3 protein-coding genes are annotated in these 17,426 nt (G+C 41.0%); all 3 read right to left on the bottom strand.

What is annotated here, in order from left to right:
* Nucleotides 1-58: 58 nt before the first annotated feature.
* A complete protein-coding gene (locus PK1910_RS08145) occupies nucleotides 59-10,726 on the bottom strand; it encodes an ESPR-type extended signal peptide-containing protein (protein ID WP_058948379.1) in 10,668 nt (3,555 codons plus the stop codon).
* A 467-nt stretch (nucleotides 10,727-11,193) separates the two neighbouring features.
* Nucleotides 11,194-12,624 carry a YadA-like family protein gene (locus PK1910_RS10310; protein ID WP_414617154.1) on the bottom strand — a complete coding sequence of 477 codons (1,431 nt, stop codon included), beginning with the start codon at nucleotides 12,622-12,624 and terminating at the stop codon, nucleotides 11,194-11,196.
* Between the two features lie 65 nt (nucleotides 12,625-12,689).
* Nucleotides 12,690-17,330, bottom strand: coding sequence for an ESPR-type extended signal peptide-containing protein (locus PK1910_RS08140; protein WP_414617153.1), 4,641 nt, complete (start codon nucleotides 17,328-17,330; stop codon nucleotides 12,690-12,692).
* Nucleotides 17,331-17,426 lie beyond the last annotated feature (96 nt).

The raw sequence follows: 17,426 nt of genomic DNA, 5'->3' as shown, positions 1-17,426 counted from the left end.
TATTTTCTGGTACATTAACAGATTTTACCACATGAATATAAAATGAAATCTATATGATTTACATGCCTAAACGACTCATAATAAGAGCTAATTGTCGCTTAGTTTCTTCGTTATCTTTCTGTAGACGAAGGTTGTCTTCTTTCAATGCCGCATAGTCTGCAGTTAATTTCTCATCCTGCGCTTTCATGCGTGCATTTTCAGCTTTCAAAGCAGTCATTTCATCCTGCATTACGTACATAGAGCTGATAGGGCCGCCCTTGTATCGTTCAGGAATAGCCTTCTTCTCATCAGAAGAACCAAATTTACGAGTTACACCGGCATTCACCATATTATGACGACTACCAACAGATACGCCTGCATGGAACATTGTGTCTTCCGATGTGTAGTGAGCAACACCTAACGCTGCTGCGGTTTCACCTCTGTAATTGCCGATACCAGCCATCACTTGAGTTGGTTCTAACGGATCGTATTGGATCGGTTTCAACGCAGACATAGCTGCCGCATGAGCACCTACACGTTGCGTTTCGCCCGCCACAGAATTAATAGCATTAGCTATTCCCTCCGTAACTCCCTTCAATTGATTTACGTTAACCGCATCCGTTCCGTTTACACCAGGACCTACATTGCTAATTGTTTTACCACCGTTATTCAATCCATCTTTAGTAAGGCTTACGGTGTTACCACTAGTAGGAGTAATGGTTACGCCACTGCCGTTCACAACCGTAGAGTTACCTCCAGCATCCTTAGTCGTTACTGACGTAAGACCTTTCAAATCTTTCGCCATACGAACTTTAAGATTAGTGCCGTCAGATACGACGCCTAAATTATCTTCGGCCGTCAACTTGCTAGCATCAGTAATACCACCGACTACGTTTACCTGTTCGTTAAGCTTTTTGTTAATCACATTACCAGAATCGCCACCGTATTTCATACCATCGTCTTTGGTTGCCACTTGATGTGTCTTGCCCTGTTCATCTTGGTACTTAATACGAGTAATAGCATTGCCTCCGAGATCAGAATCGCCCTTATCAGCGGTAATATCCGCATTACGACCATCTTTGCCAGTTAAACCGATGTGACCAACGCCGTCTTTACCGGACATAGATACAGCATCTTTACCGTCTTTACCTGTAACAGCTACTTTTCCGTCTGTGCCATTCGCAGCGTCTGGACCTGTAATGGAAACGCCATCTTGACCATTTTTGCCGACTTTCACCTTATCAGTATTGACCGTATCAGCAGTAACTGTTTTGGTAGTAATACTATCGGTCTTAAGATTCTTAGCCATTTTAATAGTAACATTACCATTTTCGGCTACCGTTTTAATATTTTCGCCAGAATAGTCACTATCAGCCCCTTGACCTTCACCTTTGATGGTAACCTTTTGACCTAAATCACGGTGGAAATCACCTGTATTACCGGCAAAATCCATGCCTTTCTTCGTAATGTCATCACCTAAGTTATTAATCTTATTATCCAAGGCTTTATGGGACTTCTGCAATTGATCTTCTGTAGCAGCACGACCGCTTGTGATATTGTTAGGATCCCAATCTTTGTTTTCCAAACCTGTCACATGACCGTCCTTGCCATCAACAGATACTTTACCTGCTGCAATCTTACCATCTTTACCGTCGATAGTTACCTTATCTCCGGCCTTAATCGTACCGTTTGTACCGTCGATTGCAACATTGCCGGCCTTGATTGTGCCCTTATCACCATCGATTTCAACTTTATCACCTGCTTTAATGGTGCCTTTATTGCCGTCGATTGTAATTTTGTCACCGGCTTTAATAGTACCTGTTGTACCATCCATCGCAATTTGTTTCGTAGCATCAGTTCCCATTGTTATTTGGTCTTTGAGTCCCACTTTGTAATTTGTAGAACCGTCCGCATTAGTGGTCTTATCTACTTGGACATTATTACCTGCCGTTATTGTTGTAGTAGCAGCTGCTGCGGCTTTATCCAATTGAGATTTATTAACCGCATCCTTAGGATTTGTCCCGTCAGCTACATTAGTAATCTTATTGCCGGCTGCATCAATACCATCTTTCGTCATGGATGGACCGTTGGTAATCTTTACGCCGTCTTTTGTAACAGCAGTCAACGGATTGCCATCCTTATCTTGAATGGTCATACCTTCACCATTTACAACGGTTTTACCGTTTACACCATCAGTACCATTGTTGAAAGTTATGGAATCTAAACCTTTCAGATTTTTTGCCAAACGAACATTAAGGATATTATTTTTACTAATAACACCAATATTATTTTCGGTCAACTCAGATTCATTGGTGACACCACCCTTAATGTCCAATTGTTCATTAAGTTTCTTCTTGATGGTAGTACCAGAGTCGCCACCATATGCCATGCCATCATCTTTGGTTGCCACTTCATGGGTTGTGCCATTTTCATCTTTGTATTTAATGCGAGTAATTTCATTTCCATTGAGATTAGCAGCACCTTTTTCAGCAGTAATATCCGCACTTTTACCGTCTTTACCGCTTAATCCGATGTGACCAACACCGTCTTTACCGGACATGGACACAGCATCCTTGCCGTTTTTATCTGTAACAGCTACCTTACCGTCGCTGCCATTCGCCGCATCTGGACCTGTAAGAGATACGCCGTCCTTACCGTCTTTACCGACTTTCACGGATTCAGCCTTAAGATTTTTGTTCATCTTCACATCGATAGTCGTGTTACCTGTTGCTGCATCTTGTTTGATGAAAGTCTTAATATTGTCACCACTATAGTCGGTATCAGCAGCTTTACCTTCACCTTGAACAGTGACAGTAGAGCCTAATTTATTAGTTTGTACACCGCCTACATTGGCATTGAATTTAAGGCCTGTATCAGTTTGACCTGCCAAAGCTTGTTTCAATTGGTCCTCTGTTGCAGCACGACCGGATACGACATTACTTGCATCCCAAGTCTTATTATCAAGACCTGTTACGTAGTTACCCATATTAGCAGGGCTTGCACCATCGGACTGTTTACCCATGGTTACAGTGCCAGCTTTCACAGTTTCCGCTGCCGTAACAGTGGTAACGTTAAGGTCTTTCTTCAATTTAAGGCCAATCTTCGTATCGTCACCAGTTTGCGTAATTTCTGTGGTGATGTTATCATCACCGTTTACTGTTACCTTAGAGCCTAGCTTGTTCGTTTTTTCATCGTTATTATCCGCATCAAAACGAAGGCCTTTATTGGTCAGTTCAGTCTTAGCGTCATTAATATTATTGTTGAGTTCAGTTTTGGTATCACCAATATTTTTATTCAACTCGGTCTTAGCATCACTAATGTTTTTATTTAACTCAGATTTAGCGTCATGCAATTGACCGCCGTTAACCGCATCTTTAGAATTAGCAGCAATATTACCATCAGCAACATTGGTAATCTTTTGGTCGTTTGCATTGATGCCATTTGGAGATACATAAGTCTTATTGCCTACTGTTAAACCACCACTATTAATGGTTGTACCACCAGCTGTTACGCTGTCTAAACCAGTCAATGTTTTAGCTAACTTCACATTTAGTGTGCCTGTGCCATCAGATACAACGCCAATATTATTATCCGTTAAATCTGTAGCCGTAGCTCCGCCTTTAATGGCAACAGTATCACCTAGCTTCTTGTTAATAGTCGTGCCGGAATCACCATCAAAGTTCAAGCCTTTATCCACTTCGGATTTTGACGCCACATCTTTAATCGTTACGGTTTTTGTTTGAGCCGGATGGTTCTTATCCTGTACGGTCAATGCTACGTCACCGTTAGCATCTACAGTGTAGTCACCATTGGAGCCTGTCGCAGGATTAGCAACAAGACTGAAGTCCGTTGCACTAGCGCCTTGTTTCTTAACTTCGTCACTAACTGTTTTCAACTGGTCTTCCGTTGCTGCACGGCCAGATGCAATTGTAGGGTTATCAATACTCCAATCCTTATTATCAAGACCAGTTACATAGTTGCCCATATTAGCAGGAGTTGCACCATCGGATTGTTTACCCATAGTTACAGTGCCAGCTTTCACAGTTTCCGCTGCCGTAACAGTGGTAACGTTAAGGTCTTTCTTCAATTTAAGACCGATCTTCGTATCGTCACCGGTTTGCGTGATTTCCGTCGTAATATTGTCGTCGCCGTTTACGGTTACCTTGGATCCTAGCTTATTCGTTTTTTCATCGTCATTATCCGCATTAAAACGAAGGCCTTTATTGGTCAATTCAGTCTTAGCATCATTAATATTTTTATTTAACTCAGTTTTAGCGTTATGTAATTGACCGCCGTTAACCGCATCTTTGGAATTAGCAGCAATATTACCATCAGCAACATTGGTAATCTTTTGGTCGTTCGCATTGATACCGTTTGGAGATACATAGGTCTTATTGCCTACGGTCAAACCACCACTATTAATGGTTGTACCGCCAGCTGTCACACTGTCCAAACCAGTCAATGTTTTAGCCAACTTCACGTTCAATGTGCCTGTACCGTCAGATACAACGCCAATATTATTATCTGTTAGATCTGCAGCCGCAGCTCCGCCTTTGATGGCAACAGTACCACCTAGCTTCTTGTTGATAGTCGTACCAGAGTCACCGTCAAAGTTCAAGCCTTTATCCACTTCAGATTTAGATGCCACATCTTTAATCGTTACGGTTTTTGTTTGATCCGGATGGTTCTTATCTTGTACTGTCAATGCTACGTCACCGTTGGCAGCTACAGTATAGTCACCATTGGAACCTGCCGTAGGATTCGCAACGAGACTAAAGTCCGTTGCATTAGCGCCTTGAGTTTTGATAGCTTCAGTAACTGTCTTCAATTGATCTTCTGTTGCAGCACGTCCACTAACAGCAGTCGGATTAGTTACGCTCCATGCCTGATTATCAAGACCAGTTACGTAGTTGCCCATATTAGCAGGGCTTGCACCATCGGATTGTTTACCCATAGTTACCGTGCCGGCTTTCACAGTTTCCGTAGCCGTAACAGATGTAACATTAAGATCTTTCTTCAATTTAAAACCGATCTTTGTATCTTCACCAGTTTGACTGATTTCCGTCGTAATATTGTCGTCGCCGTTTACTGTTACCTTGGAGCCTAGTTTATTCGTTTTTTCATCGTTATTGTCTGCGTCAAAACGAAGGCCTTTATTGGTAAGCTCAGTCTTAGCATCATTAATATTATTATTGAGTTCGGTTTTAGTGTCACCAATTTTTTTGTTGAGCTCAGTTTTAGTGTCATGCAATTGACCGCCGTTCACCGCATCTTTGGAATTAGCAGCAATATTACCATCAGCAACATTAGTAATCTTTTGGTCGTTCGCATTGATGCCGTTTGGAGATACATAGGTCTTATTGCCTACGGTCAAACCACCACTATTGATGATTGTGCCACCAGCTGTTACACTGTCCAAACCGGTTAATGTTTTTGCTAACTTCACGTTTAACGTACTGCCATCAGATACGACACCAATATTATTGTCCGTCAAGTTAGCAGCCGCTGCACCGCCCTTGATGCTAAGCTTATCACCCAACTGTTTGTTAATTACAGCGCCGCTATCTCCATCAAAATTAAGACCTTTAGCGATAGTTGTATTGATGGTAGAAATGGCATTTCTATTGGTCGTAATATCTTGTGTGTTTTGAGCAATATCAGCCTTGTTCTTAGTTATATCTTGTTTATTCTTGCCGATGTCAGTCGTATTTTGTGCAATATCAGTTGTGTTTTGAGCTATTTTATCCTTATTTGTATTAACTTGCGTATTAACAGCTTTCAACTGATCTTCCGTTGCAGCACGACCGGTTACGGCTTGTGGATTATTTACATCCCAAGCAGTATTGGTAAGGCCAGTTACCGTGCCTGCAGTACCATCCACAGATACAGGATTAGTAGTTCCTAAGGTGATTTTATCGCCTAGTCCGATTGTAAATTCCTTGCCACCGGCTGCATTTGTACCTTCATCTACAGTGATATTGCTATTTTTAGCTTTCACAGTACTTGCCTTAGCAGTCCCACCGATAGCATCCTGCAACTGACTGAAGTTAACCGCATCAGTAGGGTCTGTGCCTTTTGCTAAACCGGTAATCTTTTGATTATTAGCATTGATACCGCTCGGCGTTACATAGGTCTTGCCGCCTACAGTCAAACCGCTACTATTGATGGTTGTTCCGCCAGCTGTTACGCTATCCAAACCAGTTAATGTTTTAGCTAGTTTCACATTTAATGTGCTACCATCAGACACGACACCGATATTATTATCCGTAAGATCTGCCGTAGCACCACCTTTAATGGTAACAGTGTCGCCTAATTTTTTATTAATCGTAGCACCGCTATCGCCGTTAAAGTTTAATCCTTTATTGATATTAGTTACATTTGTATTGACCTTATCATTAACAGATTTCAACTGATCTTCCGTTGCAGCACGACCACTTACGGCTTGAGGATTATCCGCGTTCCAAGACTTATTATCGAGTCCTGTTACAAAGTTACCGTTTGCACCGCCTGCACCACCAGCTTGTTTGCCCATAGTCACAGTGCCAGCTTTCACAGTATCAGCAGCAGTAATAGTAGTAACATTAAGATCTTTCTTTAATTTAAGACCGATCTTAGTATCATCACCAGTTTGACTGATTTCTGTTGTGATATTATCATCGCCATTTACCGTTACCTTGGAACCCAGTTTATTGGTCTTAACACCGCCTGTATCCGCATCGAACTTGAGGCCTGTATTAATCACATCATTCTTCGCTGTGGCTATATTATTGTTTAGCTCTGTTTTAGCATTATCTATATTGCCGTTCAGTTCAGTTTTAGCGTCATTAATATTTTTATTGAGTTCAGTTTTGGCATCACCGATATTCTTGTTTAATTCAGTCTTAGCATTATTAATGTTGTTATTTAATTCGGTTTTAGCCGCATGAAGTTGACCGCCGTTAACTGCCTCTTTGGAATTAGCCGCCACTTCACCATCAGCAACATTAGTTATTTTCTTGTCATTCGCATTGATGCCGTTCGGAGTTACATAGGTCTTACCGCCTACAGTCAAACCACTACTATTGATAGTTGTACCCCCAGCCGTTACGCTATCCAAACCGGTTAATGTCTTAGCTAGTTTCACATTTAATGTGCTGCCATCAGATACGACACCGATATTATTGTCCGTCAAATTCGCAGCTGCGGCACCACCTTTGATGCTAAGCTTATCGCCCAACTGTTTTTTGATTGCAGCACCGCTGTCTCCATCAAAGTTAAGACCTTTAGCAATAGTTGTATTGATTGTAGAGATAGCATTTTTATTGGTCGCAATATCTTGTGTGTTCTGAGTAATATTTTGCTTGTTTTGTGCAATATCAGTCTTATTTTTACCGATATCAGTGGTATTTTGAGCAATGTCAGTTGTGTTTTGAGCTATTTTATCCTTATTTGTATTAACTTGCGTATTAACAGTTTTTAACTGATCTTCCGTTGCAGCACGACCGGTTACGGCTTGTGGATTATTTACATTCCAAGCTGTATTCGTGAGACCTGTTACAGTTCCAGCAGTTCCATCCACAGTTACAGGATGTGCCGTACCTACCGCAAGTTTATTACCCAATCCAACAGTGAATTCCTTACCACCATTTGCATTGGTACCTTCTGTTACGGTTACATTCGCATCTTTCCCTTTTACCGTAGTGGCCTTAGCAGTACCACCAATAGCATTTTGCAATTGACTGAAGTTAACCGCATCATCAGGCGCTGTACCATTAGCAACACCGGTAATCTTTTGATTATTAGCATTGATACCTGTTGAAGACACATAGTTTTTGCCACCTACAGTCAAACCAGCACCATTGATAGTCGTACCACTTGCAGTCACACTGGTCAACCCCGTTAATGTTTTTGCCAGCTTCACATTTAATGTGCTGCCGTCAGATACGACACCGATATTATTGTCTGTTAACTTCGTAGTAGGGGCACCACCCTTAATAGTTAGTGTTTCACCTAATTGTTTCTTGAAAACTGCCCCGCTATCACCACCAAAATTCAACCCCTTTTCAATTGTTGAATTGATTGAAGAAATAGCACTTTTATTTGTCGCAATATCTTGCTTGTTCGTTGCAATATCTTGTTTGTTCTGATTAATATCAGCAGTATTCTTAGCAATATTAGTCTTGTTTGTATTAACTTGCGTATTAACAAGCTGCAATTGACTTTCTGTTGCGGCACGACCAGTTACGGCTTGCGGATTATTAACATCCCAGCCAGTATTCGTAAGACCTGTTACGTAACCTGTAGTTCCGTCTACGGTTACAGGACGAGGTCCACCTACAGTAATTTTATTGCCTAAGCCGACAGTATATTCCTTGCCACCTTCTGCATTAGTACCTTCCGTTACTGTTACACTAGTATCTTTTGCTTTCACAGAAGATGCCTTAGCAGTACGGTTAATAGCATCTTGTAGTTGACCATAATTGACCGCATCACTATACGATGTACCAGTAGCAACACCAGTAATTTTTTGATTATTAGCATTAATGCCTGTTGGTGTTACATAGTTTCTGCCACCAACAGTCAAACCGCCAGCATTAATAACCGTACCACTGGCTGTTACACTGTCCAATCCGTTCAAAGATTTTGCCAATTTCACATTTAATGTGCCATTACCATCTGATTGGACATTGATATTATAATCAGATACAGAACCTACGTAATCACCTTTTATTTTTACTGTTTCACCTAATTTTCTGTTGCTTACAGGCCCATTGTCACCGGCGAAGCTAATACCTTTATCAAGGGCGGTGTTAATAGTAGCAATATCTTGTTTATTCTTATTGATGCTCTGGCTATTGTTGCTAATATTATGTGCATTAGTATCAATTGATGATTTATTACTATTAACTTTATCGTTAACCCATTTTAACTGATTTTCCGTAGCGGCACGCCCTGTAACGGGTGCTGGATTATTTACATTCCATGATGTATTGGTAAGCCCTGTTATCGTCCCTGTCCCACTATCTATGGTTATAGGATGAGAGGCGTCCCCTTTCCCTACAGTAATCTTATAGTTTAAGCCGACAGTATACTCTGTACCGCCTTTCGCCGTTGACTTTTCTCTTACTGTAATATTATCATCATCTTTTGCTTTTACTATGGCTTCTTTAGCGGTACCGTTAATTGCACGCTGTAACTGTCCATAGTTAACTGCATCCTGACTACCGGTACCATCTGCAACACCTCTAAGCTGTTGATTATTGGCATTAAGACCACCTGTTGACACATAGAGTTTACCGCCTACAGACACCCCTTTATTATCAATCGTAGCAGTTCCTGCTGTTACGCTATCCAAACCAGTTAATTTTTTAGCCAATTTCACATTTAGTGTGCCATTTCCGTCTGCTTGAACCCCAATATTGTTGTCAGCCAAAGCACCGCTAGCGCCACCTTTTATTCTTACTGTGTCACCTAATTTTACTTGGTTCTGAACAAAGTTATCACCATAAAAGAACAATCCTTTATCGATATTATCTTTATTATATCTAATAGCATCGTGAATCGTGCTTTTACCTGTAAAACCGATATCGCTCATCGTTAATTTACCGGTATCAGGATCGAGCGCTGCATTACCACCAAGGATATTTTTAGTAGTAGTGGCTAAATTGCCCAAGCTATTTGCTACGGCATATAGTTGACTACCATTAATAGCATCTGTAGACGAGGGATTCATACGCCCTGCTGCCACATTTGTAATCGTACGTTTTACCGTATCATTACCGATACTTAGGGTAGAATCTGCCGTTCCCCCCGCTAAATTCTTATACCACAAACCATTTACAAGTTGATTCGGTGTACTATGAGTATCCGCAGTTGCAGAATTTGCACCTAATGCAACAGAACGAATATGATTTTTCCCTACTGTTGTATTTCTACCAAGTGTAACGCTATCCTCTGCATAGCTAACTGCACGATTACCGATGGCAATACTATTTTTCTGAACTGAGTCAGAATCTGTACCAATAGCTATAGAAGAATCCTCACGGGCATTACTTTCCCAGCCCATTGCAATGGAGTTGAGTCCTACTGCATAGGAGTTTACACCAAGAGCTCTGGACCCTTCTCCCTTAGCTTGTGCATTATTACCGATTGCAACGGCCCATTTACCTCTTGCCTGCGACCCGTTACCCATTGCAACGGCACCACCGGCAGCAGCTTTAGCATTATTACCAAAGGCCATAGAGGATCCACCCCAAGCTCTGGCATTAGTACCAAATGCCTGATCGTTATCGGCACCTACATAGTTACCGGCCTCATCATATCCGGCCCAAGATGTATTACCAAGGGCAAAGCCATTTAAAGAAGCTACTTTTGTCAAATTACCAATGGCAACACCATTATTGACTTCAACGGTTGCATTTCTTCCGATTGCAATGCCTTGCACATTACCAACATTAGCCCTATTAGTTTTTGTAACAGTAGCACCTGTGCCCAGTGCCACACTGTTATCTGCCATTGCTGTACTATTGTCACCTATCGCTACAGTGCCATTTTTAGCCTGAGCACCGGCCCCTTGTACAATAGTACTCCCATGCACGATCATTGGAGACATCATGGACATAAATAAAGCCGTAGCAATTACAGACCCAGACATCTTGGCAAATACCGATGTCATTGTCGATCGTTTCGACATATTTTTCGCTGTTTCAGCCACAACGACATAACATCCCTTTGTACGACTCCAGATTACTTTAAAAATTCGGTTCATCTCGTCTTACTCCTTGCATAAAACTATCAAATTATATGAATATAATAAAATATTTTATAACTATTTTAAAAAGTAAAAATACAGTTAATATATGGCTATTTACCGATGCATATCATATTAAACATATCATATTCTATACTAAAAGTAAAAAAATTTTCACTCTACACTCACTTCTAAATCATAAATATTTATGAATATACAAAAACCCCGTCATATACCTTATGAATATGCTAAATGTACTAATTTTTTCGCATAAAATTAACTTCATGAAAAAAATGTATTTCACCTTAGTAAACTATTATGATCCAATTATTACTCACCTATTTTAATTACATTACAAGTTAACCATGACATATATATGTTTATAACAGCCATTTAAACTATTTTTTTGTATAAAAAAAGGCGCCAAAAGCATTTCGCTTTTGGCGCCTTTTATAAGCACTGCCGTATCAATATGTTATTTCATATTATTTCAAGCCCGCTTGTTGCATCAATAATGCAATTTGTGCTCTCATTTCTTCATTGTCGCGTTGTACTTTTTCGTACTTAGCTTTCAAAGCAGTCATTTCATCTTGCATTACGTACATGGAGCTGATAGGACCACCTTTATAACGTTCAGGAACTGCTTTCTTCGCATCGGAAGTACCGAATTTACGAGTTACACCAGCATTTACCATGTTATGGTGGCTACCAACAGATACGCCTACATGGAACATTGTATCTTCTGCTGTGTAATGTGCAACGCCAAGAGCCGCCGCAGTTTCACCTCTATAATTACCGATACCAGCCATTACTTGAGTTGGTTCCAATGGATCATATTGAATAGGTTTCAATGCAGACATAGCCGCTGCATGTGCGCCTACACGTTGTGTTTCGCCCGCTACGGAGTTAATAGCATTAGCTAACCCATCTGTAGCACCTTTCAATTGATTTACGTTAACTGCATCAGTGCCGTTTACACCAGGGCCTACATTGGTAATTGTATTACCGCCGTTGTTGAGGCCATCTTTAGTAAGGCTTACAGCATTACCGCTAGCAGGTGTAATTGTTACACCGCCACCATTCATAACTGTAGTATTACCTGCAGCATCCTTAGTGGTTACTGTTTCAAGACCTTTCAAGTCTTTCGCCATACGAACCTTAAGGTTGCCAGTACCATCGGATACGACACCTAAATTGTCTTCTGTAGTCAACTTGTTAGCATCAGTAATGCCACCCACTACATTAACTTGTTCGTTAAGCTTTTTCTTGATTACGGAACCGCTATCGCCACCATATTTCATACCATCGTCTTTAGTTGCCACTTGGTGGGTCTTACCATTTTCGTCTTGGTACTTAATACGAGTGATGTTGTTACCGTCTAAGTCTGGATCACCTTTATCAACAGTAATATCCGCATTACGGCCGTCTTTACCAGTTAAACCGATATGACCAACACCGTCTTTACCGGACATGGATACAGCATCTTTACCGTCTTTGCCTGTGATACCTACTTTGCCGTCTGTACCGTCAGCACCATTAGGACCTGTAATGGATACGCCGTCTTGACCGTTTTTGCCAACTTTCACTTTATCAGTAGTTAAGCTGTCAGTCTTAAGGTTCTTCGCCATCTTGATATTAACATTACCATCTTGGTCGGCTACTGTTTTAATATTTTCGCCGGAGTATTTATCGTCAGACTCTGTACCTTCACCTTTGATAGTAACCTTTTGGCCTAAATCACGGTGGAATTCACCTGTATTACCAGCAAAATTCATACCTTTTTTCGTGATTTCATCACCTAGGTTATTAATCTTGTTATCTAAGGATTTGTGAGATTTTTGCAATTGATCTTCTGTAGCAGCACGACCGCTTGTGATATTGTCAGGATCCCAATCTTTGTTTTCTAGACCTGTCACATAACCGTCTTTACCATCAACAGATACCTTGCCTGCTGCAATCTTACCATCTTTACCGTCGATAGTTACCTTATCGCCAGCTTTAATGGTACCGTTTTCACCGTCAATTGTGTTACATTGCCAGCTTTAATAGTACCTTTGTTGCCGTCGATTGTAACTTTATCACCAGCCTTGATAGTACCTGTAGTACCATCCATTGCGATTTGTTTCGTAGCATCAGAGCCCAATGTCACTTGATCTTTAAGACCTACTTCATAGTTCTTGGAACCATTCGCATTGGTGCTAGGTGTCACAGTAATATTATTACCTGCCGATACCGTTGTAGATGCAGCTGCTGTAGCTTTATCCAATTGAGATTTATTAACTGCATCGTTAGGGTCCGTACCATCAGCAACATTCGTAATCTTGTTACCGCCGTTATTTAAGCCGTCTTTTGTAAGACTTACTGCATCACCACCAGCACGATTGATGGTCATACCATCACCATTGATAACAGTATTATTGCCGCCGTTTGTGAAAGTAGCAGATGTCAAACCTCTCAATTCTTTCGCCAAGCGCAATTTCAATGTATCGGAACCGTCAGAAACAACACCGATGTTGTCTTCAGTAGCTAATTTGCTTTCATCGGAGATACCGCCCTTAACATTCACTTGATTGTTAAGTTTCTTTTTAATTACATTACCTGTATCGCCGCCATACATCATACCATCATCAAGGGTTGCAAGCGTATGTGTATTGCCGTCTTTATCTTCAGTCACTAAACGATTAATGCTTGTGCCATCTACACCGTTTTTAGCGTCGCCACCTTTAAGTGTAACGCCGTCTTGACCGTTTTTACCAGCAATAGCCACACTATTAGCTTTGAGGTTTTTGTTCATCTTCACATCGATAGTTGTGTTACCATCTTGATCTTGTGTGATGAAAGTTTTAAGGTTTTCACCGCTGTAGTTAGCATCAGCATCAGCACCTTCACCCTTAACAGTAACCGTAGAGCCAAGTTTATTAGTTTTTACGCCGCCACTGTTAGCGTCGAATTTTAAACCTTTATTAGTTAATGCGTCTTCGCTATCTTTGATTCTATCTTTCAAGTAATCCACATTAACCGCTTCGCTACCATCGTTGCCTGTTGCATACGCCACATTTGTTACGTGAGTACCACCAGTTTTATTACCATAGGTAGGACCTTCATAAGTTACTTTTGTGTAATCTGGACTGCCAGCAGGATCCAAATCATACTTAACAGCACGATCATTTAATTTGTCGAGGCTAGATTTAGACGCAACGTCCTTAATCTTAACAGTCTCTTTTGTACCTGCATGGTTTTTATCTTCTACAGTCAAGTCAACATCACCGTTAGAATCAACTGTATAAGCACCATCTGCAGCAGCAGCATTTTTCACCAAACGGTAATCTGTAGCAGCAGCACCTTGGTTCTTAACAACATCACTAATCTTTTTCAATTGATCTTCTGTAGCAGCGCGACCGCTTACAGGATTAGTTGTATTCACATCCCAATCTTTATTATCAAGACCAGTTACATAGTTGTTAGAATCAGCGTGTTTACCCATTGTTACACCGCCGGCTTTCACAGTATCTGTAGCTGTCAATGTTTGAACATTAAGATTTTTGTTCAATTTAACGCCGATTGTAGTATCATCGCCGGTTTGCGTAATTTCAGTAGTGATATTACCATCACCATTTACTGTTACTTTAGAACCAAGTTTGTTCGTTTTTTCATCGTTGTTATCAGCGTTGAAACGAAGGCCCTTGTTGATAAGTTCTGTTTTGGCATTACTGATATTAGTATTTAATTCGTTTTTAGCATCGTGCAATTGACCGCCGTTTACAGCGTCCTTACTGCCTGCGCCTACAGTACCATCAGCAACATTAGTAATCTTTTGATTATTCGCATTGAGACCTGTTGGAGATACATAATTCTTACCACCTACGGTCAAACCGCCGTTGTTGATAGTAGTACCACCAGCTGTAACGCTTTCCAAGCCAGTCAATGTTTTAGCTAATTTCACATTCAATGTGCCATTGCCATCAGATTCAACACCGATATTACCGTCGGATAATGTGCCTGTTGCACCGCCTTTGACAGACAGTTTTTCACCTAATTTTTTATTGATAACTGCACCGGAGTCACCATCAAAGTTCAAACCTTTATCAATAGCAGTTTTATTAGTGTTAACTTTATCATTAACCTTTTTCAACTGATCTTCTGTAGCACCGCGACCGGATACAGCCACAGGATTATCTACATTCCAATCTGTATTTGTAAGGCCTGTTACATGACCAGCATCACCGTCTACAGTTACAGGGTTTGCAGTACCTACGGTAATTTTATTACCTAAACCAACAGTATATTCCTTACCGCCTGCTGCGTTTGTACTTTCTGTTACAGTTACATTCGCATCCTTTGCTTTTACAGTGGATGCTTTGGCTGTACCGCCGATAGCAGCTTGTAATTGTCCATAGTTAACTGCATCATTAGTGCTACTACCATCTGCAACATTAGTAATCTTTTGATTATTCGCATTGAGACCTGTTGTAGATACATAGTTCTTACCACCTACGGTCAAGCCACCATTATCAATCTTAGTATTACCAGCTGTAACGCTATCTAAGCCTGTCAATGTTTTAGCTAATTTCACATTCAATGTGCCATTACCATCGGATACAACACCGATATTACCGTCAGACAATGTGCCTGTAGCACCGCCTTTAACAGTTACAGTATCACCTAATTGTCGATTACTTACAGTGCCTGTGTCGCCAGCAAAGTTCAAGCCTTTATTAATCTTTGTGTTAATAGTGGAAATATCTTGCTTATTTTTAGCGATATCAGTTTTGTTATTCGCAATGTCGCCAGCATTTTTTGTGATATTTTGCTTGTTAGTATTGATATCTCCAGCATTTTTATCGATGGCAGCTTTATTGGTATTAACTTTATCGTTTACCTTTTTCAACTGATCTTCTGTCGCAGCACGGCCGGATACAGCTACAGGATTATCTACATTCCAGTCTTTATTTTGAAGGCCTGTTACATGGCCTGTAGTACCATTAATCGTTACAGGGTTCGCTGCACCTATTGTAACGGTGTTACCCAAAGTCATATTAATAGTTGTATCACCATTAGCTTGTGTAATTGCGGCATTAATATTGTTGCCGTCACCTTTGATGGTAACTTTAGAACCTAATAGATTATTTTTCGTGCCACCTGTATTAGCATCAAAGTTAAGGCCTTTATCTATTGTGTCTTTATTGAATTTAATAGCATCGTGAATCGTGCCTTTACCTGTGTTACCGATATTGCTCATCGACAAGTTACCCGTATCAGGGTCAAGCGCTGCATTGCCACCTAAAATGCCTTTTGTAGTACTTGCCAAATTACCTAAAGTATTAGCAACACCATATAATTGGCTACCGTTGATTGCATCTGTAGATTGTGCATTCACACGACCGGCAGCTACATTTGTAATGGTACGTTTTACCGTATCACTACCTACACTGATTGTGGAATCAGCAGAACCGCCGGCATAGTTTTTATACCATAAACCATTTACCAATTGATTTGGTGTGCTTACTGTAGCATCAGTCTTGGAGTTAGCACCTAGTGCAACGGAACGTTCATGTGCAGCATTAGCAGATACACCTAATGCCATAGAGTTTGTTTGCTCAGCTTTACTGCTTAAACCTAATGCTACAGCACCTACCGCACCAGTAGATGTAGAAGATTGCACACCTATTGCTAGGGAATTACCACCAGATGCAACAGAACCATCACCAGCCGCGATATCAGCGTAGCCATTTGTAGTACTACCCCAACCGAGTGCAGTAGAGTGAGAGCTATTAGTTGTAGCATTCGTCCCCAATGCAGAAGAGCCCTGTTTCAAAGCTTTAGAGCCATTACCGATAGCTACCGCCCAATCACCTCTAGATTGAGAACCGTTACCTATAGAAACCGCACCACCACCACTGGATTTCGCATCATTACCGAACGCCATGGAAGAACCACCATAAGCACGTGCATTGGAACCGAAGGCTTGGTCATTAGGAAGACCTATCAATTTATTGGTTTCATCATAGCCGGCACGCGCATTATTACCAAGAGCAAAACCATTAAGAGATGCCACGCGTGTTTCATTACCTAATGCTACACTGTTATTGGTAATCGAACGAGAGTTATGACCGATAGTTACAGCTTGTGCACCATCAGCACTAGTACCGGAACCAACAGCAATTGCATTAACAACCTTGGTCGTTGCACCTTGACCGATGGCGATACCACCTGTTCTTTGATCTGCTGGAACATCTGCCCCTTTGGCAACATCAACAGTTACAGTTGCACCTTGTCCGATAGCAATACCGCTCTGTGTTTTACCTTCATCAGTATCACCTCTACCTACAGATGCATTAGTACCGATTGAAATACTATAGTCACCCTTAGATGCCGTATTATCACCGATAGCAATACCACCGTCATTTTCAGCTTGTGCACCGTTACCTCTTGTAATAGGTGCCCCTAAGGCATCGGTAGGCATCATAACGCCTGTCAGCATAACGGCAACTGCTGTAGCACCTACCATTTTAGAGAATACAACCGACAAAGAAGAACGTTTCGTCATGTTCTTTGCTGTTTCTGCCACAACAACATAGCAGCCCTTTGTGCGATTCCAAATCACTTTAAATACTCGATTCATTAATCTTTCTCCTATAAAACTTATAAAACTTACTAACTAACTATCTACATATTTAATGAAATAACAATGATGTATCGATGATGTATTGAGAATTCA

It is taken from the genome of Veillonella parvula (assembly GCF_036456085.1).
Lineage (GTDB): Bacteria > Bacillota > Negativicutes > Veillonellales > Veillonellaceae > Veillonella > Veillonella parvula_E.
The sequence above is the reverse complement of the archived record's forward strand: the minus strand, read 5'-3'. Positions and strand labels throughout refer to the sequence as shown.

Coding starts and splice junctions, on each gene's coding strand:
- PK1910_RS08140 (WP_414617153.1), bottom strand. CDS start 17,330: ATGAATCGAGTATTTAAAGTGATTTGGAATCGCACAAAGGGCTGCTAT.
- PK1910_RS08145 (WP_058948379.1), bottom strand. CDS start 10,726: ATGAACCGAATTTTTAAAGTAATCTGGAGTCGTACAAAGGGATGTTAT.